Source organism: Brevibacillus panacihumi W25 (assembly GCF_000503775.1).
Taxonomy (GTDB): domain Bacteria; phylum Bacillota; class Bacilli; order Brevibacillales; family Brevibacillaceae; genus Brevibacillus; species Brevibacillus panacihumi_A.
On sequence record NZ_KI629785.1, the window covers coordinates 867,501 to 889,203 of the forward strand.

A 21,703-nucleotide genomic window follows, 5' to 3' on the forward strand; every position below is an offset into this window, starting at 1 on the left:
CTACCTTGATTTGCGGCAGTGCACGCAAAATATGCGTCCCGACGATGCGGTTCATCTCCATGGATGGAGTCGGATACCGCTTGTCCGCACGGCGTGTCACGACACGGAACGTCCGCGGCTGCGGGTCCATCTGGCGGATCAACTCGAGCGCCCTCGTCTTGATCGTCTCCTGGTCAGGCTCGACGTGGATCGTAGGGCTGAACGAAGAGATTCCGAATACGCGTTTGAGCCGCTCCATGACTTCATGCGCATCCTCTCCGTGCAGTTCCACATACATTCGCCCGTAATTACGGCGCACCTTTACCTTGAAAAAGGAACGCAAGACGCTTTTTACGCTTCGAGCCAATGCCTCCTCAAATTGATCGCGATTGCGCCCTTTCAAGGCAAGCTCGCCATAGCGAATCAAAATTACATCGTAGTTCATGTCAGTCTCCTTCTCAGTTTCCCTAATTTTTATTTCATATAAGAACGCAATGTCTTCACGCAATCCCGCAACGCCACGATAAACTGTTCAACCTCATCGGCTGTATTGTCTCGGCCGAGACTGATGCGCAACGAAGAAGAAGCGCATTCAGTCCCCACCCCGATCGCCATCAGCACTCGACTGGGTTCATTCGCCTTGGAGGAGCAGGCCGACTTGGTGGAGACGAGAAATCCCCGTTCTTCGAGGGAATGCAGCAGCACTTCCGCCTTCACTCCGGGAACAGACAGATTCATAATGTGAGGCGCTGTTCCTTTTGCCGGCGTATTGACCTGAATTCCTTCGATCGGGGAAACCCCTTCCCGCAGCTGTTCAAGCAGACGCTGCAGACGTGAGGGTTCATCTGCACCCGACTCCTGCAGCAGGCGGAATGCTTTGGCCAATCCTGCGATTGCCGGCAGATTTTCCGTACCGGAGCGAACCCCTGCCTCCTGCCCGCCACCGGTGAGCAGCGGTTGGATAATCAAGCCTTCCCTTTTATAGAGAATGCCGATGCCGCGTGGACCATGGAATTTATGAGCAGACAAGCTCAGCAGGTCGATGCCGGATTCTTTGATTCGCAGCGGAACCTTGCCGATTCCCTGCACCGCGTCGACATGGAAAAGAACCTTGGGAAATTGCTTGAGCCACTTTCCGATCTCTTCGACTGGCTGTATCGTGCCCAACTCATTATTTACGTGCATGACGGAGACGAGGATCGTATCAGGCCGCATTGCCTTTTGTACGTCTGCCACGGATACTCGTCCCTCATGATCCACTGGCAGATACGTCACGGTAAAGCCCATCGACTCCAGTTGCTTGCAAACGTCATACACGGCGGGATGCTCGATTTGCGTCGTGATGATATGCTTCCCTCTGCCTTGATATTGGAAAGCGACACCTTTTATCGCCGCATTGTTGCTCTCTGTCCCGCCTGAAGTAAAAAAGATCTCGCCTGGCTTGCAGCCGAGATATCCGGCAGCTACAGCCCGCGCTTGGTTCAAAATATTTTCTGCTTCTACACCTTTGCGATGAAGAGAAGATGGATTGCCATAATAGCTTGACATCGCCTTGCTCATCGTCTCAATGACCTGTGGATGGGGACGGGTAGTCGCACTGTTATCGAAATAAATCACTTGCCTACACCTTTCTTGGGGCATCTGCCCTAGTCTACGCTTCATCATAACATGACTTTTCCCTGATCACATATAGCCAAAAATCATGTCTGCTCTCTATTTTCCCCACCTTTTACAGCTGCCATATCCATTTTCAACCCATGATTGAGCGTTTGTTCACAATCCGTTCACGAAGTAACCGCTTACACCCATAAATAGGCTCTTTACATCGCCAGTTCCTTTCTTTAGAATAGTCAATAAATTTAGATAAAAACAAAAAACAACTTAGGAGAGAGCAACCATGACTACGCAAGCCATGCAAGAAAAAATCAGCAAAATGGAAGCAGAGATAAAAAAACTGCAAGCTGAACTAGCCAAAATGAACAAAAAAAATACACCTCGCTTCGAACGCTCAGAAATTGCCTATCTCAACGAAGTGTACAACGGGTAATGTTCTGTTTCCTTAAAAAAGCTACAGCGTGACGCTTTGCTCTCTGATTTGATCGAGCAAGACATCACGCTGTTTTTGTGTCCATCTATTTGTAAGGAATCGGCCCCTGGTAGACACCGGAAAAAACTTCTTCCGCCGGACCTGTCATGATGACGCGGTTGTCGCTCTCACGCCACTCAATGAACAGATCCCCGCCAGCGAGATGAACCGTTACTTCCCGATCCGTCTTCCCTCTGAGGCAGGCTGCGACAGCCGCGGCGCAAGCCCCGGTCCCACAGGCAAGTGTCACGCCAGTCCCCCGCTCCCAAACGCGGAATTCGATTTCCTGCCGATTCAAAACCTGAATGAACTCGACATTGGTCCGCTCCGGGAACCACTCATGAAACTCCACTTGAGGCCCGTACAGCCGTACATCTTCATCACGTACTTCATCCACGAACAGAACTGCATGCGGATTGCCCATCGAGACAGCCGTCATCGTAAAGGAAGCATCGACGACATCTATCACTTCTTCTACGGCCCGTTCCTCGGGAATGCCCGTCATCGGAATCGCTGATCGCTCAAAGCGCGGTTCGCCCATATCGATGCTGACCTGATCCACTTTTCCATCCGGACCTACCGACACGACAGGAGCCATGATTCCGCCTAATGTCTCCACCGTGAACCTCGTCTCTTGGGTCAATCCATGGTCGAATACATACTTGCTCACGCAGCGAAGTCCATTCCCGCAGTTTTTCGCTTCGCTCCCGTCATTGTTGAAGACGCGCATCCGGAAATCTGCCCGCTCCGAAGGAAGAATCAGGATGAGGCCATCTCCCCCGATCCCGAAGTGGCGGTCACTCACCTGCCGAGCCAGCTCAGGCAGGTCCACACGGCTCACATCTTCCTCAAAACAGTTGACATACACGTAGTCGTTGCCTAATCCATGCATCTTCGTGAACTTCATTCCTCTACTCCTCTTTTTCTTTGTTTAGGTTGATTTTGTTTATGTGAAAAACGTCTCGACGTTTTTCATAAAAGTGGATATGACCGCTTGCGGTCAAGCAAAACGGTCGTGAACGTTTTGTATGAATTATCTTAACATATTGGTCAACCTTCGTGGAGAAAACTGTAGAATGGTATACTACTCCTGAAATCAATGTGTGGAAAAGGAGTTCGATGACATGGATTATGCCCAATTTCGCTATGCACTGGGAACCCAGAATGGTGCAAAAAGGCGGGCGGTGGTGCAGGCAACCGGAGTAGAACCGTCATGTCTGTCGGTTCCTTCCGGGGTATCGGACCAGCCCATGTCCGAAGAAGAGACAATCCGAGGAGCGATCAATCGCGCAAAAGCCGTGCTGGAAAAGCTCCCCGAGCACCACATCGGCCTGGGCCTGGAAGGAGGTTTGATGCTCGACCAAGCATACACCCAGCAGTGGTACCTGATCTCCATCTGCGCTGCCTGGGATGGCAATCAATTGTCTATAGGAAAAGGACTCAGCTTTCCCATTCCGCTTCAAGCCGCACAGCGAATTGTACAGGAGGGTATCGAGCTGAGTACTGTCATTGATGAGTGGGGCAACACAAGGGGCAGCAATCAACAGGGAGGGGCATACGCTTTGTTGACGGAAGGGCGCATCCAGCGCGCTGACGTGTTCCAACAAGCCGTTATTGCCGCCATTACTCCTTTTATCTCCCCGCTGTACAAGCTGTAGACAGACAAAAACCTCTCCAGCCATAGGAGAGGTTTTGCCCGCGGGTTTTGATGTGCTGGCAGGTTATCGCGTCGTAAAGTACGGATAGATAACCAGGGCACCCAAAATGCCAGCCGCCCCAAGTACAATCGCCCATACTCCCGTCATTTTCGCATCGCGGCGATAGGCGACAATCCCCAGCACAATCCCCACAATTCCGAGCAGGTATGGCCACATAAACAAAGAAAGAATAGACAGCACAAGCCCAGTAATTCCGATGCCTTTGGCTCCTGCTCTCGGGCTTCCATCGATTTCCTGGTCGTCTGCCCGTCGCGAGCGCGGAATCGGCTCGGCTATTTCTGCTGCTGACTCGACATCATTGTCGCGTACGTTCGAAGCCGTAATGCGCTTCTCCTCCGTACCTCTTTCTTCACTCATCCCTGTCTGCCCGGCTTCCTCACCAACCAGTTCACCTCTGTAGCGTTCTGTCTGTGTATACGGATCATACTCGATGCGTCGCTTGGCATTCGCTTCGCCATCAGTCAGGGCAGCGCTTGTCCATGTATCGGCTGCGAACTCCGTATCATGCAGATCGACCGTCTCAGAAAAACCGGTATCTTCCTTGCGCCTCGCAGTCATACGTTCATCTTGGTCCGTCATGGCATGCTCAGCCCCTTTTGGAAAAGGATTTGTTGGTGAAGGAAGTAGCCTTATTGTCTGCCTTGGGTGTACAATTTAAACGGGAGGCGAGAGGATGAAATCAGGAAAAGTCCTAACCATTGGCATAGATATAGACGGTACAGTAACTTCACCAAGCAGTATTGTACCTCTCATGAACGAATGCTTTGGAAAAAATTTACGCTATGAAGATTGCCTGGAGTACAACCTGGCCAATATTTACAAGATTACCGATGAGGAATTTGCCGACTGGCTGGATCAGTACGGCGAACGGCTTTATCATGAGGCTCCTGTACACGGGAATGCAGATCAAATCCTGCGAAGCTGGCATCAGGAGCATAAACTGATCTATATCAGCGCGAGGGAAGACCGTCACCGTGAAGTAACCTTAAACTGGTTTTCCCGTTACCACATTCCCTACGATGAAGTAGATTTGATCGGTTCTCACGACAAGCTGGCATCAGCTCGCAAATGGGAGGTCAATCTGTTCCTCGAGGATCGGTTGGAAAATGCTCTGCAATTGTCGGAGGAATTGGAAATTCCTATATTTTTATTTGATACCCCGTACAATCAGGGTGTTTTGCCAGATTTCATTCACCGGGTCTACACCTGGGAGGAAGTAAACCATAAGGTAAAGCAGCTATTTCCTCAAACTGCTTCTCGGTAATACAGGGAAAAGACGTACCACTCCACCGGAGGATACGTCTTTTCTAGCGCAAGGGTTTACTTGCTTTTGGAGTTCTTGGGTTTGAACGTCAGACAACAGGTTTGGGAAGAAGTATTGGCTGCATCTTGATGGCTGGTTTCCGTGCTGCTGCCACCACCGTACTCACCTGCAAATTCTACATCGAGGTTTTGTTTCGCGTGTGCATCAATTTCAACCAGGATCTCATCAGCGCTGCATTTGTTGCCTTCTGCCCAATACGTACAGTTGGCTACACTGCAATTTACTGTCGGCATTCCTATCACCCCCTAGGGGCTATCCTTCACCTTCACCATTCAGCTTATACTTGGCAATCCCCAACACACTTCCAAAGGAGACTTCCTTTTCATGACTTCTTCACGTGTCGTCGTCATTACCGGAGCCACAGGCGGGCTTGGCCGCGCGCTTGTCGAGCTCCATCTGAAAAAAGGCGATCAGGTCATCGCAACAGGCCGCCGAGAACAAGCGCTTGCTGCCTTGTCCCAGCACCTCCCTGCTACGGATCTGTTGCATACCTATACCCTTGATGTAAGCAGCAATGAAGCAGTGCGCCAACTCGTCGCCTGGGTGCAGGTGCGTTTTGGACATTGCGATCTCTTGTACAACAATGCAGGCACAGCCGTTTTCACGCCGCTGACGGACATGCGGCTGGAGGAATTGGATGAGACTTTGCTCACCAACATCGCGGGAGTCATGTATCTGACACGGGCTTTTTTGCCGATGATGCTGCAGGCCCGCTCTGGACATATCGTCAATATAGCCTCCCTGGCAGGACAGGTAGCGACAGCCAAAGCAGCCGTCTACGCAGCCAGCAAAGCGGCGGTAATCCGCTTCAGCGAAGGTCTTCGCCATGAGCTGGCAGGAACAGGTGTCAGCGTTACCTGCGCCATGCCTGGTCCGATCGATACGCCTTTTTTGGATCGCGCCGATCATACGGGAGCCTATCGCAACAAGGTGCGCCGCTACCTGCTCACACCGGAGCAGACCGCGGAACGAATAGGGAAGGCAGTGGAAAAAAGGCAGCCTGAGATCGCCTTGCCGCTACGCCTTTCTTTCCTCTCCCAGCTCTACTCCCTCCTGCCCCACTGGTTGAAGCGAATCGCCGCCCCGCTGATCAACCGCAAGTGATTCTTGCTGATCCAAGCCTCGCAAAAGAACCAGGGCAAGAAGTCCCGTCAGGATACAGGCAGCCGCTCCCGCTCCCAATAATCCACGAACGCCTAAAACGGGAATCAAAACGCCACAGACGGCGGCCCCTGCCGGCATCCCGGTCCCTGTGATCGTACGGATGCTCGTCATAACCCTTCCGAGCAAATGATCCGGCACATGATTTTGCAGGTAGCTGCGGTAGAGAATGTTATAGGGCGAAAAGCTCAATCCGGCAATCCCCATCGCGAGCATGGCGACCTCCAGTCTTGTAAACAAAGCCAACGGGAGTGTCGCCAATCCCCAGAGGACAATGATTCCGCCAAGCGTCACGCCTGTAGCCAGCTTCCAGCGAACAGCAGTAAACAGCAATGACCCCAACAGGGCGCCTCCGGCCAGTGAAGACCATAGCATCCCCAAGCCCACTGGTCCTGCTGCCAAATCCTTGTTGGCGTATAAAGGCAACGCTACCTCTACTGGTCCGTAGCCCATGTTGAACAAAAACGTAAAGATAACCAGCAGCAGCATTTCCTTACGACCAAACAAATAGCGGTACCCGACGCGCATATCTGCGAGCAGGGAGCGTAAGAACGGACCCACTTTCTTCGCCGCACTCCCCGACGATGCTTCCTGATCTTGAACCTGGTGAGCGATAAGCTGTCTCGGCAGCCGCGAAAAACAAAAAGCGCAGACAAAAAAGCTGGCTGCATTGAGAATCAGGACATGAGCCGGTCCGATCCACCCGATCAGCACACCTGCCATGGCAGGCCCCAGCATGTAGACGATCTGCCACTGACTTTCCATGACCCCGTTAGCCTTTACCAGCAGTTCCTTTTTCGGGACAAGCCGCGGCAATAAAGTCTGGGCGCCAGCCGAGCTCAGAGGTGACAAAATCCCCGCACAGACAACCAGTATGTAAACGAGCAGGCGCGGAACCTGTTCCATCTGCAGCAGCGCAACAAGTCCGAAAAAAATCACGCCTCGCCCCACATTGTCCACCACAATCAGTTTCGTGCGGTCGTAACGGTCCAACAGCACGCCTGCAACCAATCCGGCAAAAACCGCTGGCAGCATATACGCCATGATGATGCCGCCCATCGCCACAGGGGACTGGGTTCTTTCCATTACGAACCAGCTTAGCGCCATCCAGCCCATTTGATCGCCTAAACCCGATAAAAACAGACCTAGCCAATACCAGCGGAAGGGACGCTGAAGCCATAGCTCCTTCATGCAGAATCCCCCTTCTTTTTGTAGATTTTGACTTTATTATAACTTGTTAACATACTTTTTCAATCATTATATTTCGAAAATAGAAAAAAGTTATTTCATTGTTCTCTACACAAAACAAGCCCCCGATCTCCACGCTGCGGGGCTTGCCTTTTTCCCATACTATTCTGTTCCCGCTTCTCTTCGCTGCAGTTGGCGTCGGCTCCACAACCAGCCCACCCCCGCAACAATCCCAAACACAGCCAGCCATACGGAGGAGACTGCGCTTCCGACATGCTCGGCGCCAACGCCCAAAATCAGACAGCTGGCCGAAAAGCTCCCCATCGTCGCCATCTCCCGAATGGAGAAAACGCGTGCCAGGTATGCTGGATCCGTAAGACGCTGCAGCTTCGTGACAGAAAGAATCGACGAGAGGAACGAAGCGAAGGCGCAGAACAAGATTGCGACTGCCATTCCCATGATCGGCTGGATATGGAAGACTGCATATATGCAGATTCCCATCGCCACCAAGGCCCAGCCCTGTGCGACAGAGAGCTTATGGTCGCTGAACCGGTCCGCCAGTTTGGTGGCAATCACACCTGCGATCACTCCGCCAAGTCCGAGCGGAATGTCCAGCAGCCCGAATACGTACAAGCCCTCTCCCCGCTCCTGCAAAATGTAGAACATCAGCATGATGTAATAGGCAGCGCAGATTCGCTCCGCCATCTGATACAGGATCACCCTGCCGATCTCTTTTTGCCGGCTGATGTAGCGAAAGCCTTCCTGCAAACGCGCAAAGAAACCAGCAGATGCCTGCTGCACGCGTTCTGTCACCAAGGGAGGCAGGCGCAAGAGGATCAAAAGCGATAGAAAATAACAAGCCGCATCCAGCAAAAAATTATAGCGATAGGAAAACAGGTAGACGAGAATAGCCGCAATCCCTTGGCACACGATAATGAGAAAAGAAGTCGTCCCCTGCAAAAGGGAGTTGGCCCCCAGTCGATCTTTTTCATCGACGGATTGCACGATCGCTACCTGCATGGCGGGCTGGAAGAAGGCACTGCAGATATTGACCAGCACCAACAGTAAAAAAGCCACCCACAAAAAAGCAGACGAAGTGAATCAATTTCATAAATCTAAGCCCTACGGGCTCAAGGGTTTTTGAGCATAGAAAAAGGAGTACCTCCCCAAATCTCTAATAAGTTAAGTGCGACCCAAACTTAAGAGAATGGAGGATGACTCCCAATGTCCATTATAAGACAAGGAAGCCTGTTTGATATACAAGAATTATTCGACTTAGAACCTCCCCAACGATTTGAAGCGATTTTTTCCACCCTTGACATCGATCCGATTCTTTGTGTTATCTCCAAAAAGTCGATCTATGGAGCTCCTACTGAGTTGAATTATGCTGCTATGCTGTATTCTTTGGTCGCTCGAATCGTAGAACGGATTCCAACCGTGAAAGATTTACGGAAACGGCTTAAACATGACTTTATCTTTCGGTTGGAATGCGGTTTTTTGGTTTCAGACAGCCTTCCTTCTGAGGCATCGTACTCACGTCTGGTTCAGAAGCTATCTGAAACAACACTTCTCGAGAAGGTTCAAGATACGTTATTGCTCCAAGCGATTCAAGAAGGGTTCGTGAATGATGAAGCGGTTGCTTTCGATGCGACCCATTTTGAATCTCGTGACCGTGGAGTAGCAAAGGAAAAAAAGCCAAAGCCGGAACCGAAGAAACGCGGACGTAAAACGAAAGCAGAAAAAGAAATATACGACAAGAAAAAGCAAGAAGAAGAAGCCCAAAAGTCCTTATACGAGAAATCTATTGCAGCCCAACTGGATGCCCCATTGGAAGAGCTCTTAACCCATGTCCCTTTACAGCCTGACTGGGGAATCAAGAAAAATAGTGAAGGGAAAAACGTGTTTTGGTACGGATACAAAGCACATCTTGCTGTCGGCACGAAAAGTCAATACATTCTTCGTTCCCTTATGTCCTCTGGAAGTATGAATGATGGGAAAGCGGCGATTCCTTTGCTCAAAGGAGTTCAGACGATCCTGCCGGATCGTATACATTATGGAATCATGGATGCAGGGTATGACTACAAACCCATTTATCAGCAAATCAGTCGAATGGATGCTCACGCTATTATTGCTTACAACAAGCGGAATGAAGGAGAAATGGTTGGGTTCGACCAGCACTTTGCTCCCACATGTGTCCGAGAGCACTCCTATCGTTACGACAGTTATGATAAAAAGTACAAAACACTGAAATTTGTACGTCCCAAGGAGTGCAAAGACTGTCCACTGGCTCAAGATTCCCTCTGTCAGAAGGTGTATAAAATTAAGGTCGAAACGGATCTTCGGAAGTATACGGCTCCGGCCAGAGGAACAAAAACGTGGGAAGAACTCTATGACCAAAGAACAGCTGTCGAGCGGGTGAATGCCTATTTGAAAGAATTTTTCCAACTGAACAACGTACGCTATCGCACAGGGAAGAGGGCCAAAGTTCATTTTGATTTGGTAACTCTTGTTTATAATGCCGCTAAATTAGCCACTGATCGGATTCGTAACGCACTGGAAAACAAGAAGCCAGTCGCGGCTTAGTTTTTAAAAAAGGATAAAGAAGAGATTGGGGCAGTCTGTATATTTTTAAGATGAGCAATTATGAAATTGATTCAAGTAATAAAGAAAAAGAGTCCGACGAGAATGCCGCGCAAGAGATTGACCACCAGCATGACGCGTTTTTTATTCCAGTTTTCCAGCAGTGGTCCGGAAAAAATACTCGTCAGAACGTATGGCACTTGTCTAAACACTGTCCCGGCAGCAAAGGAAAGACCTGACCCGCTTAGGTCATGCAAAAGCCCGACTACCGCAATAAACGTAAATTCATTCCCGATGATATGCACGATATGAGCTAGATACAGGCGGAGAAAGACGGGATGCTTTAACAGATGCATAGGAGAACAACCAACCTCTCACCGCTTTTTTCCGTATTGTATCACTTGTCAAAAAAAATGGGAAAAAGGTTCTTGCCAGACGAATGATTTAACTGTTACAATACGTTCAAATAAAACTGAACGTTTAAATTACAGAACACGTTCAGTATCCCTTGAAATGAGGTCGATCTCCTTGAAGCGTTTTCTTGTCATTGAAACGTTGGATCAGTTAAAAGCCATCAGCGATTCGCTGCGCATGGAAATGATTACACAATTGGTAAAGGAGGAGTACACCGGCAAGCAATTGGCCAGCCTCCTCTCTCTTTCCCCCTCGAAAGTGCATTATCACCTGAAGGAACTGGAGAGCAATGGATTCATTGAAGTCGTCCGGACAGAAGAAAAAAATGGCATCGTACAGAAGTTCTTCCGGGCTGTCGCATACGATTTCAAGGTGAGCGACGCGCTTCTCCCCTCTTTGCAGGAAGATACGATGCTCTTGCAGGAAGTGATGCTGAACCATTTACGCACAAGCATCACGCGTCTGTACAACGCCCCCGAGGAATCCTTCCTGCAATTTGCCGAGCCGCAAAAGCGTCCTCCTGCCATCGCCATAAGCTCAGAGGTCAAAGCTCCTCGTGAGGAAATCCGGAAATGGCTCAAAAAATACCAAGCACTGCTGGATGAATTAGGAGAGATGGATACGCGGTACGAATCACGGATCAAGGCAGGAGAAATGGAGGACACGGAAGAGATTTTCTATCTCGTCTCGGTCGGCTTCATGAGCAATGAACGTTACTACGTCGCTGACGATGATTCCTTGCCTGATGATTATGAGCATTCCCCGACCGAATTTAAGCACTTGACCGATAAAGTCGTCGTCTCTCGCAAAAAGAAAGGGGATCGGGAGAATGGCAACTAATTCAGCCGGCAAGCATGTGCTCTGGAAAAACAGCTCATTCGTTCGGCTGTGGTGCGGCTCCGTCCTGTCCGCGCTTGCAGACGGCGCCTTTTTCATCCTGCTCTCCTGGTTTATCGTCGATGTGACCGGATCTGAAGCGATGCTTGGAACCACCTTGATTTGCATGTCCATCCCCCGTCTGCTGTTTATGCTGGCTGGCGGTGTGGCTGCCGATCGCTGGAACCGCAAGTGGATCATGACGCTCTCCATGATTGCGCGCGGGTTGATCCTGATTGGATTTTGCCTGCTGCTTCTGGATGGAAGCGGCGGCTGGCTGCCCTACTCCGCCTATTTGATCGCTGCCCTGTTTGGTACGGTCGATGCCTTCTTCTGGCCTGCACGCAGCTCCATTGTCCCGTTCCTGGTGCCGCGCGAGCAATTAGCGCCGGCCAACAGCCTGATGGAAATATCCCAGCAGATCAGCATGGTCTGCGGCCCTTTGGCAGCCGCGTTTTTGATTCAGACGAAAAACTATCCGCTGATGTTTGGGATCTTGGCCATTTCCTTCTTTGCCGGAACGGTATTCATTCTTACCTTGCGCTTGCGTCCGGTACAAGTCGAAGCTAAGGCAGACGGGGAATCCGCCTCCCAGAAGGACGGGTATTTGCGGGATATCTGGTACGGCATTCGCTATTCGTTCTCTGTGCCGATTCTCTGCATTATTTTGGGTACCTCTCTGATCATGAACATGATGTTTTCAGGTCCCATCAATATGGGTTTACCGCTGCTGGTCAAGGATCTGGGCTGGAACGGCAGCGACTACAGTACACTGGGGATGACGATGGGGATTGGCACGATTCTGGGAGGAATTGTTACAGGGTTATGCAATGGTTTTCGCGGCAGATTTCTCATTATCCCCCTCTTTGTCGGCGTGATGGGAATGGCTACCAGCTCTCTATTCTTCATGCAGCATCTGGGCATGGGCCTTTTCTCCATGATCGTGCTGGGAATAACCTTGAGCTTGACCAACATCCCACTGATCACCTACATCCAGAGCATCGTCCCCGGAAGTATGCTCGGGCGGGTCATGTCCTTGCTTTCTCTTATGTCGATTGGACTTGGACCAGTCAGCTACGCTCTCTGCTCATTCGTGCTGCAAAACAAGCTGGCGACTCCCGCAACCCTATTATTGGCGGGTGGCGTTGTCTTGGGCCTGATCGGTTTGTCCCTCTATCTGTTTCGGGAATTCCGCAAAATGGAGCAGCATCCCAACTGGGTGCAACCCGTTGCGGTATCCGCAGAATCGACGCCGCTGTCTTCCTGATCGGCACAAAATAAAAAAATGGCGCGAGCTTCTCACAGGCTCGTGCCATTTTTGGTTGTGAAACTGAAATTAGGGGCGGAAATGGGCAGTGCGCAATACGTACTTCCCGACGGCCTTTTGGTTAAGCGCGTACCCGATACCCGGTCCATCCGGTACTGCCAGCTCTCCCGGAGCAATCAACTCCACGCCCGGCTCGACGATGTCTTCCTCCCAATAGCGGCTGCCCGCGGATGTATCGCCCGGTATCGTAAAGTTTGGCAAAGCGGTAATGGCGATATTGTGGGCGCGGCCGACGCCGGATTCCAGCATGCCTCCGCACCAGACAGGGATATGATTTGCTTGGCAAAGATCATGAATCCTCCTGGCTTCCGTCAAACCGCCGACACGCCCGATCTTGATATTGATGATTCGGCAGCTTCCCAGCTCGATCGCTTTTCGTGCATCCTCTGCCGTGTGGATGCTTTCGTCCAGGCAGATCGGCGTAGAAATCTCAGCCTGCAGCTTGGCATGATCGACAATGTCATCGTGAGCCAGCGGTTGTTCAATCATGATCAAACCGTATTGATCCAGTTCCTTCATGATGTGTAGATGATCCAGGGTATAGGCGGAATTGGCGTCTGCCATCAGCGGCACATCATCGCCAAACTTCTCGCGGATCGCCCGGATCACCTGCACATCGAAGCCAGGCTTGATTTTGACCTTGATCTTTTTGTAGCCATCACCCAGGGAGCGTTCTACTTTTGCCAGCACTTCATCTACGGTTGGCTCGATTCCGATGCTGACACCGACATCAATTACTTTCTTGTCTCCGCCCAATGCCTTGGCCAGAGAGATGCCTTTCTGTTTGCAGCTGAGGTCCCAGACAGCTCCCTCCAAGGCAGACTTCGCCATATTGTTGCGTCGAATCGGCGCGAAGAGACGTTCTACCTCTTCCGGAGATTCAATGGGATGGGCAAAAAGGCGCGGGATCAAGAACTTCTCCAGTATGCTCCAAACTGTATCGGTCGTCTCTTCGCTATAGAATGGATCCGGCATCGCTACGCTCTCTGCGTACCCCACCTCGCCATCCCCATACACGCTGACCAGAATAAAATCTTTCATCGTGGTACTGCCAAAACTCGTCTCAAACCGGAAACGAAGCGGCATCTGCAGGTGCTGCAGCTCGACACGCTCTATTTTCATTTGGGCTTGCTCCTCTCCTACACGAACCTGCCTAAACGGCGAAATATTCGTTCACTTTCGACAACAATCTCATGGTACAACGATCCTTTGCTGAATACAAGATCGCCCTTTGAACGTAAAAAAAGCTATCCTGCAGCCGTCTGAGGCGCAAAATAGCTTTTCCTTTGATAATGGATCAGGAGGTTTTCCACTTCGCCAATTCGGAAGGGAATTTGTCATTGAGCACTTTGATATAGGTTCCTTTCATCCCCAGTGAACGCGACTCCAGCACACCGGCACTTGCCAGCTTGCGCAGCGCATTGACGATGACGGACCGTGTAAGACCTGCTTGATCGGCCAATTGGCTGGCTACGAGCAAGCCTTCTTTGGCATCCAGCTGCTCCATGATTTTTTCGATGGCGATCTGCTCGCTGTATGACAAGGAAGACAGCGCGATTTTGGCAAAAGTCTTATCACGCACTTCATTTTCGATCTGTTCGGTACGTTGCCGCACGATTTTCATTCCGATGACGGTCGCTCCGATTTCACCCAAGATCAGATCTTCTGTCTCAAACAGACCGATGGGGCGCAGCAACACAAGGGTACCCAAGCGGCTTCCACCCGCGCTGATCGGCACAACGGTCGTCATCATTTGCGGAAACAAAGCGCGAAGCTCTTGCGGAACGAGACTGTACGGGCTGTTGATCGGCTCATTCGCAATCGTCTGACTCACTTCCAGCAGCTTTTGATTCACTGCAGCCGGAAGCTGGTTGGACTTGCGCTCATCCTCGCTGAGCAAAATATCCTGATTCAGGCCATTGCCCAGAATCGTGCCGTCTGCCGTAACGATATAGACGTTGGCAGCAATCACTTCTGCGAGCAATCGGGCCAGGTCCTGATAGCCGACACCGCTTCCACCCATTGTTTTTTGCAGCATCACATTAATCTTTCTCGTCTTTTCTAATAAGTTCATACATGTATTTCCTCCTTGGATTCTTATGCCCACAGTATTGTCAGAAAAATCCAGGCCTATACATGCAAATCAAAACATTAGAAAGAGACCAATGCAAATGGTTAGGAAGGGATTTGTGTCAATGTGCGTTTCTCGATCATTTCCGCCAATTCGCTCATCGGAAGCTCCAGATCATCAGCAGACAGATAAAGTCGCTTGTAGCGCTCTTCCAGATCAAATGCATGTTCCTGCGCACGCAGATAACCGCGGGCACGTCTGTCCACTTCAAAGAAAATCTCCAGCCCCGTCTCCTCCAAAAAGAAGAAGACATCCAGCTCTTCCACACGCCAGCGCAAAATACCGACTGGCCGGAATTCAAATGCCTGGACAAACGGATACTCTCTTCCCAAATAGCGATTATATTCACAATCCACCTTGTACAACTGAAACCCGATGGATTGAATGGCATCCAGCACCTTTTCCATGTAAGGATGCGGGCGCACATCAATAAAATCCGAATCGCCCGGATCCATCGCCATTTTGATGTCCAGACCTGTCCGCAAATAGACGGGCTGGCGTCCCATCGTCAGCGGGGTTTGGTAAGGGAGGGTAAAAGAGAAGGGCAAGGCAATCGTCTCATTGGGGTGGAGCACAATTTTTTCTGTCAAGCGATGTTTGGCTAACACGCATTCTTCTCTTCCCTTTTTCTGGTTATCTTCCCGCTCATAATGTGTAATGACGTACATGTAAATTTCATCAATTTCCTGTGCCACTTCCCCGCCTGTCAGGTGAATGTCTCCTGTGACCTGATCGCCGGGTACCAGTGAATCCTGCGACAAACGAGCATCCACTCGGGCTGCTCCGATTCCGACACTAGCCAGCAGTTTTTTAAAAAAAGTCACGGCACGAAACCTCTCCTCTGTAGCGATCCTCAACTTATAGCTTAATGATTTTTTCTGATTGAATATACGAGTGGAACGTAAGAAAGTTTCGGGCCACCGCCTGCCACACCTCTTCCGTTTTCACTTCCGCCGTTACAAATAGATGGAGGGTTCGGCTGATCACGACAGTCTTGATGCGCACCTCTGACATGCTGCCGTCAGAGAGAACGTATTCGCGCCTGCGCAGCATCTCATGCAGGACTTGATGAACCTCTGCCACCTGCTCCACTTTTTTCCCTTTTAAGGATTCGAGATCTTCTTCCATCTTATCAACGACCTGTACTTCGATAGTCGGGTGAGGCTTCGGGTCCAACACGGTTACGCGGATCTCTTCGATGACCGTCTCCTGTTTTCTGCGAGATACATGCTGGTTTTTCTTCAGCGACAGGTTTTCCTCGTACAGCTTCTTATTTTGCAGCTCCAGACTTTGTTTGACCAGCATCATTTCCTCCATCTCGCGGCCATGCATAAACAAGATTGACGCTCCGCCGAGCAGACAGCCGATGACAAATAAGGCTATGTATCGTTCCCATGGCCGCCTGCTCATGATCTCACCTGCACCAGCCAGTGTACACAGATGGTCCCGATGTGAGCGCCCCAAAAGGCGACGACGATCATGACCATCTGCTTGATGACGGGAGAGAAATTTCCCATGAGAATTTTTTCGATCTGTAAAAAGGAATCAAATGTCCCCCCCAAGGCTCCCACGATGCCAAATATTTTCAGTTGCGTAGCCAGTTGAAACATGGACAGCAGCGGTGGTTTATCGGTCAAAAAAGCTCCTAATCCGCCGGAAATGGCGCCCCCAACAACAATTCCATAGGCAACAAAGAAAGTGAGTACCACTTGTGCCATCCCGCATCCCTCCTCCCGACAGCATGACCTATGCTAAAACGTACGCTGCTTGTCTGACAAATATGATGAATGACCTGTCCCGGGAAGGAATGCAGTCTGGAAGAAGGGATAAAAAGTGACGGCATGCATTCCACAGCATGCCGTACCTGGTCAGCGTTGGTTTCGCCTCATCTTCCGCAGCCTCTTCTGGATTTTTGCAGAGTTCATGACCATCAAATCCATAAAGAGGTTCACCATGTTGGGGTTTTGCAAAAGCTGGCGAAACACTTCCGGATTCTCCTTGAACCATTTCTCATTTAATTTTACCCAAGCCTTGAAGCCCTCGTTTGACTGATAGTATTGATTCAAGCGACGAACAGGTCTGTAGGCACTCATCCTAATCTATCCCTTCGTCAAAAAATATAGAGAGGAGAAAGATGATCACGAGAATCCAGATCACCACTTCAAAGCCATCCTGGTTAAAAAAACTCATGTCCGTCCCCCCTTCACCAACCAGCACGCCTCGCACTTGGCTGTCCGCCCATAGTGCCCTTCCCTATAGGTATATGACGCAAGGAAAGTGTTGGATTGTACCTTAGCCTGTGATTGACCATTTTCCGCGCATGCCCAACTCCGGTGCATAGAGACGCTCCCCTTCCACTCATACTACCTACGGAGGATGAATGAAAAAGGAGGCGATTATGGAAGCCTCAACTGCCTTGATGTGGCGCAACAAGCGGTATCTCATGCTTCTGGTTCTCGTGTTTTTCATGCATCTCGCAGCCTATCTGATCGTCCCGGTCTTCCCCATTTTTTTGCAAAAAGTGCGCTCCCTGTCTCTTTCCGAGGTCGGCTTGATTCTGGGTGTAGGCAGCTTCGCCTATCAGGCTGGGAGTTTGCTGGGAGGACCTCTACCCGATCGCTTCGGCAGACGCTTCGTCATGATGACAGGCGCTTTGCTGCAAAGCTTCGCGATGCTAGGCTATCACTATGCTCAGGCCTACGGACTATTTTTGCTCTTCTCTTCGGTCAATGGCTTGGGAGTCGGCCTCTTGTCTCCGACAATCAAAGCCATGATAGCCGATCAGGTTATGGCGGATCAGCGGACAGTCGCCTTTTCCTGGCGTGGAATCTTCGCCCATTCCGGCATCATCGTGGCCGGACTGATCATTACCTGGCTGACCTCCATCGGCAAACAGCCTTTCTTGCTCGCAGCTCTCGTATTTTTGATCCTGGCCATCCTGACGCGAATCAGTTTGCCAGCCGATCATTGCGTAGGCCCTGAATGTCCCCGTACACCGCTAGTGGAATACAGACATATCCTCACACATCGCAGCTACATGATGTTTTCCGGGATCATGCTGCTGCTTTGGGCCCTCTATGCCCAATTCACAATGATTCTTCCGCTGCGGGGGGAAGCCGTCCTGCACTCTGCGACGCTAATCGGCTTGATCTGGACCATTAACTCGGTGAGCGTCGTGCTGTTCCAGGGAGCCGTGTCCCGCTTCGTGCTCCAACGGATCAGCCCTTACCTGGCGTTGACGCTGGGGATTCTCATGCTCGGCATCGGCTTGACCGCACTGGGGTGGGCAAATCATTTTATCGCTCTCAGCGGAGCAGCCCTGCTGTTTATTTTCGGCGAAATGCTGTTCATGCCGGTCCAGGACAGCCTGGTTGGTCACTTTGCCCAGGAAAAATGGTTAGGCGCGTACTTCGGTTTCTCCAATTTTGTCTCCGGCATCGGCACTGCGCTCGGCACCAGTATCGGAGGCTCACTCGTACAGCGACTGGGTGGAGTTACCAGTGTCAATCCATGGATTGTCTACGCGATCGCAACTGTATTTCTCGCAGCCATCCTGGGACTTTTCGCCATCTACGCAACAGCACGCCACAAAAAAGGGACACCTCCCTCTCGTCGTGGAGCAGGTCAAGGGTCAAGAGAAGGAGCCGTATAGAAAGGAGGAGCACGTATGAGCAAAGAAAAGAAGAGTATGCCTGCCGCGCAGCATCCAAACGAAGCGGCAACCCGTCAGCCCGAATCGGTACATAATGACGCACCGGGCTACGGCGATAAAAAACTGGAGGGTCCTAATCGCCCTTCCACGTGAGCAGCAAATCAGAGAGGGTTGAACAGATCAACCTTCTCCCTTTTTTTTGACAGGCTTCGATCTTTTCTTGAAGGTTTGGTCAAATTGTCCTATGATGAATAAATAAGTTTCCCAATAAACGGAAGGGACGTAGGACCTTGCCACTAAAACCGACGACCAGATCACATCTTTTTTCCCTCTTCATCGTCTTTTTGCCTATCCTCTTCACCGTGGTCGTTTTTCTCGGGTATACGCAAGCCAAAATCGTGTTCTACCGCTCCGGTGTTGACGCCATGGATAGGCAGCTTGGCACTGTCACACAGCTTCTCGACCTGTACAATGAACAAATCAAACACGATAGACTCAGCTTTACACAGGTGGAAAACAAAATCAGAGAGATGTTCGTCGGCTCCCGGCACGCGGACAATTCTTCAGACCAATCCCGGGACCGCCTTGCGATTGCTCCCGGTTCCGAACTTTTCGTCTTCAATTCTCAGGGTACTTTGATTATTCATCATTCTTTGGAGGGTCAGAATATATTCGGCTTGTCCCAGATGGGAAACGGTTTTTTTGCGAAGAAAGTCCTTTTTGAAGGAATGGATACCGTCTCGTATTCCTTTTCTGAACCTGGAAGCCCCTCCCACTCCAGCAGCATAGCCACCATTCGCTACTACCCTCAATGGGATTGGTACATCACGCTTACGATGGATGAAGAAGCTTTTTATCAACAGTTCAGTCAGGTAAAATCCTTCCTGATCATGATTGTCACCGTCAGCTATTTGATTACCGCCATTCTCTTTTATCGGACTTACCATAAGGAAAAGGCTTTCGTCTCCTCCAAGCTGCAGAGCGTTCAGTTGGCCGAAGTGAATCAAAGCATCCTGAAAACGCTGGCTGTCGCGCTCGAAGAAAGAGACGCCTACACCTCCGGACATTCTCAACGTGTCGCCTACTATATGCGGATCATCGGCAAGCAGATGGGATTGGATGACGAAACGCTTGATATGATGTATACGGGTGGGCTTTTGCACGATATTGGAAAGATCGGCATTGAGGACAATATTCTGCTCAAAAAGGGCCGTTTGACCGAAGAGGAGGCCGAGGTCATCAAATCCCACACCGTGCGCGGCGAGGCTCTGCTGCGAAAACTGTACGCTCAGGCCGCCAGTAAAGACGCGAGCCGCATCAAGAAGATCCTGATGATCACCCGCCATCATCACGAGCGATATGACGGAACCGGGTATCCCGATCAGTTGAAGGAAGAGAACATCCCTTTGCTGGCTCGCGTAGCTGCCGTAGCCGATTCCTTCGATGCCATGACTTCCTCGCGCGCCTATCGCAAAGCACTGAGCTTCTCCAAAGCATGCGATGAGATCATCCAAAACGCCGGCACGCAATTTTGCCCGAAGGTCGTAGATGCCTTTTTCCAAAGCGTAACCGAAGATACCTTCCACCACGCCCATCACATCTCGCGAGCCAATGAATTGCTGGAGCCGATCGTCAAGGAAACAGAAGTGATTTACACCCAGCATCCCATTGGCGGATGAATCCAGACGATGACAAAAGAAGCCATCTCGCCCTTCGGTAGAAGTGCAAAATGGCTTCTTTTATTTCAAGGGAACCAGTTTGTAAGGCAGGGAAAAAGCTTGCAAGCCGCTGATAAATGCCTCGGCGGATTCTTGGTCGGGCGCGATGAGCTGCAGATAACGGGTAAAGTAGAAGACGATGCGGTCTTCCTGTCCTTCCAAAAGACGATAGTGTGGGAGCTCGGCAATATCTTTCATCTCGTAGAAGTACCGGTATCTCTCCTCCGTCATCGGACTGCGGAAGGAGCGGCTGACGACGATCCCCTGGCTTGTCTGCTCACGCGTATTTTCCTTCGTACTGCCCAGAAAACGGAGCAGCTCGCCTGCTCGGCGCACACCCAGCTTCTCGATCAGCATGCTGTCATTATATTCGACCTCAAGTTCTGTCAAACGCGGACGAACAGCCTCCAGCATCGACATCATGACTTTGCGAACCGCGAGATTCTCTGTCGCAAACTGATTGTCGAATACGTTGAATTCAAAAGATGTGGCATCTCCCCATTGCTTCGTGTATAACAGGACTGCTTGCATGTCGCCACCTCCTCTTATTTCTGTATTACTCAGCATTTCTGTTCTCTATTATACTGGGAAAAGAGAAGGATTTCACATCGCAATAACCGAATCAACTGCAAATAGCAGAAATGGAGTGGGAGGAAGATGCATCGATGACAATTACGTTTCGCGAATTGAAAACACAGCAGGAACTGAAGCAGCTGGAGGCCTTGGAGTCCGCAATCTGGAAAGGCGAAACCCCGATTCCTCATCACATGACGCTGACGCTGGCGAAATTCGGAGGCCTTTTTTTGGGAGCCTATGACAGAGATGATCAAATCATCGGCTTTCTTTACAGTTTTCCCGGCTATACGGACGGTCAGCCCCATCTATGCTCTCATATGATGGGCTTCTTGCCTGAATACCGAAAGCAGGGACTCGGCGTGCAGATGAAGTGGCTGCAACGGGATGAAGCCATCAAATTGGGACATACCAAGATTACCTGGACCTATGATCCGTTGGAGACCGTGAATGGATTTCTCAACATCGTCAAGCTGGGCGGCATCGTCCGCACATACTACCCGAATTGCTACGGTTCATTAGATGATGATTTCAACCGCGGACTTCCGACAGATCGTTTTTTGGTAGAATGGTTTCTTGCAAGCAATCGCGTAGAAAACTATCGGACTGGATCGAAAAGGCTGCCAGAGCTCCAAGGAGCGCCGCAGGTTCTGCGCTTTGAGAAGAGCGCCAATCTTCCGCGACCTGTAGAGATGGACACGACGCGAGAAGAAGATGTCGTCCTGCTCCCCGTGCCCGCCTTTTTCCAAGACGTGAAGCGAGCCGATCTGACGGTGGCCTCCGAATGGCGCAAGATGACTGGAACCCTGTTTGCCTCCTACTTTGCCCGCGGATATGCCGTGACGCATCTGATTCGGGAAGAGGACATGGTCATCTACGTTCTGGAAAAACAACCGCTATCAGCTCTCCTTGAGCGGGCATAGGCTGCTTTTCATACGCTGCGGCGTGTTTGCTCGCCTCTTGTGATACAATGAGC

General features: G+C 50.7%; 26 protein-coding genes (1 of these 26 running past the window's edge). 11 read left to right on the forward strand and 15 right to left on the reverse strand.

Going from position 1 to position 21,703, the window contains the following annotated elements; all coding sequences use genetic code 11:
- Window positions 1-424: the start of a tRNA uracil 4-sulfurtransferase ThiI gene (thiI, locus tag T458_RS45265; protein ID WP_023557700.1), read on the reverse strand. Its footprint begins 776 nt before the window's first position; the window shows 424 of its 1,200 coding nt (coding positions 1-424); the start codon lies at window positions 422-424; the stop codon falls past the left edge of the window.
- A 29-nt stretch (window positions 425-453) separates the two neighbouring features.
- Window positions 454-1,596 (reverse strand): cysteine desulfurase family protein, encoded by a 1,143-nt coding sequence (locus T458_RS45270; RefSeq protein ID WP_023557701.1) that lies wholly within the window; start codon window positions 1,594-1,596, stop codon window positions 454-456.
- A 280-nt stretch (window positions 1,597-1,876) separates the two neighbouring features.
- On the opposite strand from T458_RS45270, the gene T458_RS57270 reads away from it, so the two are divergent.
- Complete coding sequence (locus T458_RS57270) at window positions 1,877-2,026, forward strand: hypothetical protein (RefSeq protein WP_023557702.1); 150 nt, start codon at window positions 1,877-1,879, stop codon at window positions 2,024-2,026.
- 85 nt (window positions 2,027-2,111) lie between these two features.
- Here the strand turns inward: T458_RS57270 and dapF are convergent, their stop codons facing one another.
- Window positions 2,112-2,972 (reverse strand): diaminopimelate epimerase, encoded by an 861-nt coding sequence (gene dapF, locus T458_RS45275; protein WP_023557703.1) that lies wholly within the window; start codon window positions 2,970-2,972, stop codon window positions 2,112-2,114.
- Window positions 2,973-3,189: 217 nt separating this feature from the next.
- On the opposite strand from dapF, the gene T458_RS45280 reads away from it, so the two are divergent.
- Entirely contained in the window at window positions 3,190-3,723 is a 534-nt protein-coding gene (locus T458_RS45280; RefSeq protein WP_023557704.1) for a DUF84 family protein, read from the forward strand.
- 63 nt (window positions 3,724-3,786) lie between these two features.
- On the opposite strand, the gene T458_RS45285 is transcribed toward T458_RS45280, so the two are convergent.
- Complete coding sequence (locus T458_RS45285; RefSeq protein WP_023557705.1) at window positions 3,787-4,362, reverse strand: DUF4190 domain-containing protein; 576 nt, start codon at window positions 4,360-4,362, stop codon at window positions 3,787-3,789.
- A 94-nt stretch (window positions 4,363-4,456) separates the two neighbouring features.
- On the opposite strand from T458_RS45285, the gene T458_RS45290 reads away from it, so the two are divergent.
- Window positions 4,457-5,047 (forward strand): 5' nucleotidase, NT5C type, encoded by a 591-nt coding sequence (locus tag T458_RS45290; protein ID WP_023557706.1) that lies wholly within the window; start codon window positions 4,457-4,459, stop codon window positions 5,045-5,047.
- Between the two features lie 56 nt (window positions 5,048-5,103).
- Here the strand turns inward: T458_RS45290 and T458_RS45295 are convergent, their stop codons facing one another.
- Complete coding sequence (locus tag T458_RS45295; RefSeq protein ID WP_023557707.1) at window positions 5,104-5,340, reverse strand: DUF1540 domain-containing protein; 237 nt, start codon at window positions 5,338-5,340, stop codon at window positions 5,104-5,106.
- 91 nt (window positions 5,341-5,431) lie between these two features.
- Between T458_RS45295 and T458_RS45300 the strand changes: the two genes are divergently transcribed.
- Window positions 5,432-6,211: an SDR family NAD(P)-dependent oxidoreductase gene (locus T458_RS45300; protein WP_023557708.1), complete on the forward strand. Its 780-nt coding sequence runs from the start codon at window positions 5,432-5,434 to the stop codon at window positions 6,209-6,211.
- Here T458_RS45300 and T458_RS45305 read toward each other — a convergent pair.
- Window positions 6,125-7,459, reverse strand: coding sequence for an MFS transporter (locus tag T458_RS45305; protein WP_023557709.1), 1,335 nt, complete (start codon window positions 7,457-7,459; stop codon window positions 6,125-6,127). The genes T458_RS45300 and T458_RS45305 overlap by 87 nt on opposite strands.
- Before the next feature lie 159 nt (window positions 7,460-7,618).
- On the reverse strand, window positions 7,619-8,533 hold the full coding sequence (locus tag T458_RS56575; RefSeq protein WP_084567998.1) for an MFS transporter: 915 nt from the start codon (window positions 8,531-8,533) through the stop codon (window positions 7,619-7,621).
- Window positions 8,534-8,680: 147 nt separating this feature from the next.
- On the opposite strand from T458_RS56575, the gene T458_RS45315 reads away from it, so the two are divergent.
- Complete coding sequence (locus tag T458_RS45315) at window positions 8,681-10,039, forward strand: transposase (protein WP_023555811.1); 1,359 nt, start codon at window positions 8,681-8,683, stop codon at window positions 10,037-10,039.
- 71 nt (window positions 10,040-10,110) lie between these two features.
- Here T458_RS45315 and T458_RS45320 read toward each other — a convergent pair whose 3' ends face one another.
- Window positions 10,111-10,392 (reverse strand): MFS transporter, encoded by a 282-nt coding sequence (locus tag T458_RS45320; protein ID WP_023557711.1) that lies wholly within the window; start codon window positions 10,390-10,392, stop codon window positions 10,111-10,113.
- Between the two features lie 172 nt (window positions 10,393-10,564).
- Between T458_RS45320 and T458_RS45325 the strand changes: the two genes are divergently transcribed.
- Together T458_RS45325 and T458_RS45330 are read left to right on the forward strand one after the other, a co-directional pair.
- Window positions 10,565-11,290, forward strand: a complete 726-nt coding sequence (locus T458_RS45325; RefSeq protein WP_023557712.1) for an ArsR/SmtB family transcription factor — start codon at window positions 10,565-10,567, stop codon at window positions 11,288-11,290.
- The gene (locus T458_RS45330) at window positions 11,280-12,593 is read left to right on the forward strand and encodes an MFS transporter (protein WP_023557713.1); all 1,314 of its coding nucleotides are present in this window, start codon (window positions 11,280-11,282) and stop codon (window positions 12,591-12,593) included. The genes T458_RS45325 and T458_RS45330 overlap by 11 nt, the downstream gene beginning before the upstream one ends.
- A gap of 69 nt (window positions 12,594-12,662) precedes the next feature.
- Here the strand turns inward: T458_RS45330 and menC are convergent, their stop codons facing one another.
- The 6 genes from menC to T458_RS45360 all read right to left on the reverse strand — a co-directional run bounded on the left by menC (window position 12,663) and on the right by T458_RS45360 (window position 16,877).
- Window positions 12,663-13,775, reverse strand: a complete 1,113-nt coding sequence (gene menC / locus T458_RS45335) for an o-succinylbenzoate synthase (RefSeq protein ID WP_023557714.1) — start codon at window positions 13,773-13,775, stop codon at window positions 12,663-12,665.
- Window positions 13,776-13,950: 175 nt separating this feature from the next.
- Entirely contained in the window at window positions 13,951-14,727 is a 777-nt protein-coding gene (codY, locus tag T458_RS45340) for a GTP-sensing pleiotropic transcriptional regulator CodY (protein WP_023557715.1), read from the reverse strand.
- Window positions 14,728-14,828: 101 nt separating this feature from the next.
- Entirely contained in the window at window positions 14,829-15,608 is a 780-nt protein-coding gene (locus T458_RS45345; RefSeq protein WP_023557716.1) for a sporulation protein, read from the reverse strand.
- A gap of 34 nt (window positions 15,609-15,642) precedes the next feature.
- Entirely contained in the window at window positions 15,643-16,194 is a 552-nt protein-coding gene (locus T458_RS45350; protein ID WP_023557717.1) for a sporulation membrane protein YtrI, read from the reverse strand.
- Window positions 16,191-16,502, reverse strand: a complete 312-nt coding sequence (locus tag T458_RS45355) for a YtrH family sporulation protein (RefSeq protein WP_023557718.1) — start codon at window positions 16,500-16,502, stop codon at window positions 16,191-16,193. Before T458_RS45355 ends, T458_RS45350 begins: the two co-directional genes overlap by 4 nt.
- A 150-nt stretch (window positions 16,503-16,652) precedes the next feature.
- Window positions 16,653-16,877, reverse strand: a complete 225-nt coding sequence (locus tag T458_RS45360) for a hypothetical protein (protein WP_023557719.1) — start codon at window positions 16,875-16,877, stop codon at window positions 16,653-16,655.
- Window positions 16,878-17,182: 305 nt separating this feature from the next.
- On the opposite strand from T458_RS45360, the gene T458_RS45370 reads away from it, so the two are divergent.
- From T458_RS45370 to T458_RS56095, 3 genes are all read left to right on the forward strand, one after another.
- On the forward strand, window positions 17,183-18,436 hold the full coding sequence (locus T458_RS45370) for an MFS transporter (RefSeq protein WP_023557720.1): 1,254 nt from the start codon (window positions 17,183-17,185) through the stop codon (window positions 18,434-18,436).
- Window positions 18,437-18,451: 15 nt separating this feature from the next.
- Window positions 18,452-18,589 carry a hypothetical protein gene (locus T458_RS57275; RefSeq protein ID WP_023557721.1) on the forward strand — a complete coding sequence of 46 codons (138 nt, stop codon included), beginning with the start codon at window positions 18,452-18,454 and terminating at the stop codon, window positions 18,587-18,589.
- Between the two features lie 137 nt (window positions 18,590-18,726).
- Window positions 18,727-20,115, forward strand: coding sequence for an HD domain-containing phosphohydrolase (locus T458_RS56095; protein WP_023557722.1), 1,389 nt, complete (start codon window positions 18,727-18,729; stop codon window positions 20,113-20,115).
- Between the two features lie 60 nt (window positions 20,116-20,175).
- Here the strand turns inward: T458_RS56095 and T458_RS45375 are convergent, their stop codons facing one another.
- On the reverse strand, window positions 20,176-20,685 hold the full coding sequence (locus T458_RS45375) for a hypothetical protein (protein WP_023557723.1): 510 nt from the start codon (window positions 20,683-20,685) through the stop codon (window positions 20,176-20,178).
- Window positions 20,686-20,819: 134 nt separating this feature from the next.
- On the opposite strand from T458_RS45375, the gene T458_RS45380 reads away from it, so the two are divergent.
- Window positions 20,820-21,650, forward strand: coding sequence for a GNAT family N-acetyltransferase (locus T458_RS45380; protein ID WP_023557724.1), 831 nt, complete (start codon window positions 20,820-20,822; stop codon window positions 21,648-21,650).
- The last annotated feature ends 53 nt before the right edge of the window (window positions 21,651-21,703 follow it).

Coding starts and splice junctions, on each gene's coding strand:
- T458_RS45375 (WP_023557723.1), bottom strand. CDS start 20,685: ATGCAAGCAGTCCTGTTATACACGAAGCAATGGGGAGATGCCACATCT.
- T458_RS45295 (WP_023557707.1), bottom strand. CDS start 5,340: ATGCCGACAGTAAATTGCAGTGTAGCCAACTGTACGTATTGGGCAGAA.
- T458_RS45380 (WP_023557724.1), top strand. CDS start 20,820: ATGACAATTACGTTTCGCGAATTGAAAACACAGCAGGAACTGAAGCAG.
- T458_RS45350 (WP_023557717.1), bottom strand. CDS start 16,194: ATGAGCAGGCGGCCATGGGAACGATACATAGCCTTATTTGTCATCGGC.
- T458_RS45280 (WP_023557704.1), top strand. CDS start 3,190: ATGGATTATGCCCAATTTCGCTATGCACTGGGAACCCAGAATGGTGCA.
- T458_RS45360 (WP_023557719.1), bottom strand. CDS start 16,877: ATGAGTGCCTACAGACCTGTTCGTCGCTTGAATCAATACTATCAGTCA.
- T458_RS45370 (WP_023557720.1), top strand. CDS start 17,183: ATGGAAGCCTCAACTGCCTTGATGTGGCGCAACAAGCGGTATCTCATG.
- T458_RS45290 (WP_023557706.1), top strand. CDS start 4,457: ATGAAATCAGGAAAAGTCCTAACCATTGGCATAGATATAGACGGTACA.
- T458_RS45315 (WP_023555811.1), top strand. CDS start 8,681: ATGTCCATTATAAGACAAGGAAGCCTGTTTGATATACAAGAATTATTC.
- T458_RS45320 (WP_023557711.1), bottom strand. CDS start 10,392: ATGCATCTGTTAAAGCATCCCGTCTTTCTCCGCCTGTATCTAGCTCAT.
- T458_RS45285 (WP_023557705.1), bottom strand. CDS start 4,362: ATGACGGACCAAGATGAACGTATGACTGCGAGGCGCAAGGAAGATACC.
- T458_RS45305 (WP_023557709.1), bottom strand. CDS start 7,459: ATGAAGGAGCTATGGCTTCAGCGTCCCTTCCGCTGGTATTGGCTAGGT.
- T458_RS45330 (WP_023557713.1), top strand. CDS start 11,280: ATGGCAACTAATTCAGCCGGCAAGCATGTGCTCTGGAAAAACAGCTCA.
- codY (WP_023557715.1), bottom strand. CDS start 14,727: ATGAACTTATTAGAAAAGACGAGAAAGATTAATGTGATGCTGCAAAAA.
- T458_RS57275 (WP_023557721.1), top strand. CDS start 18,452: ATGAGCAAAGAAAAGAAGAGTATGCCTGCCGCGCAGCATCCAAACGAA.
- menC (WP_023557714.1), bottom strand. CDS start 13,775: ATGAAAATAGAGCGTGTCGAGCTGCAGCACCTGCAGATGCCGCTTCGT.
- T458_RS45300 (WP_023557708.1), top strand. CDS start 5,432: ATGACTTCTTCACGTGTCGTCGTCATTACCGGAGCCACAGGCGGGCTT.
- T458_RS45355 (WP_023557718.1), bottom strand. CDS start 16,502: ATGGCACAAGTGGTACTCACTTTCTTTGTTGCCTATGGAATTGTTGTT.
- dapF (WP_023557703.1), bottom strand. CDS start 2,972: ATGAAGTTCACGAAGATGCATGGATTAGGCAACGACTACGTGTATGTC.
- T458_RS57270 (WP_023557702.1), top strand. CDS start 1,877: ATGACTACGCAAGCCATGCAAGAAAAAATCAGCAAAATGGAAGCAGAG.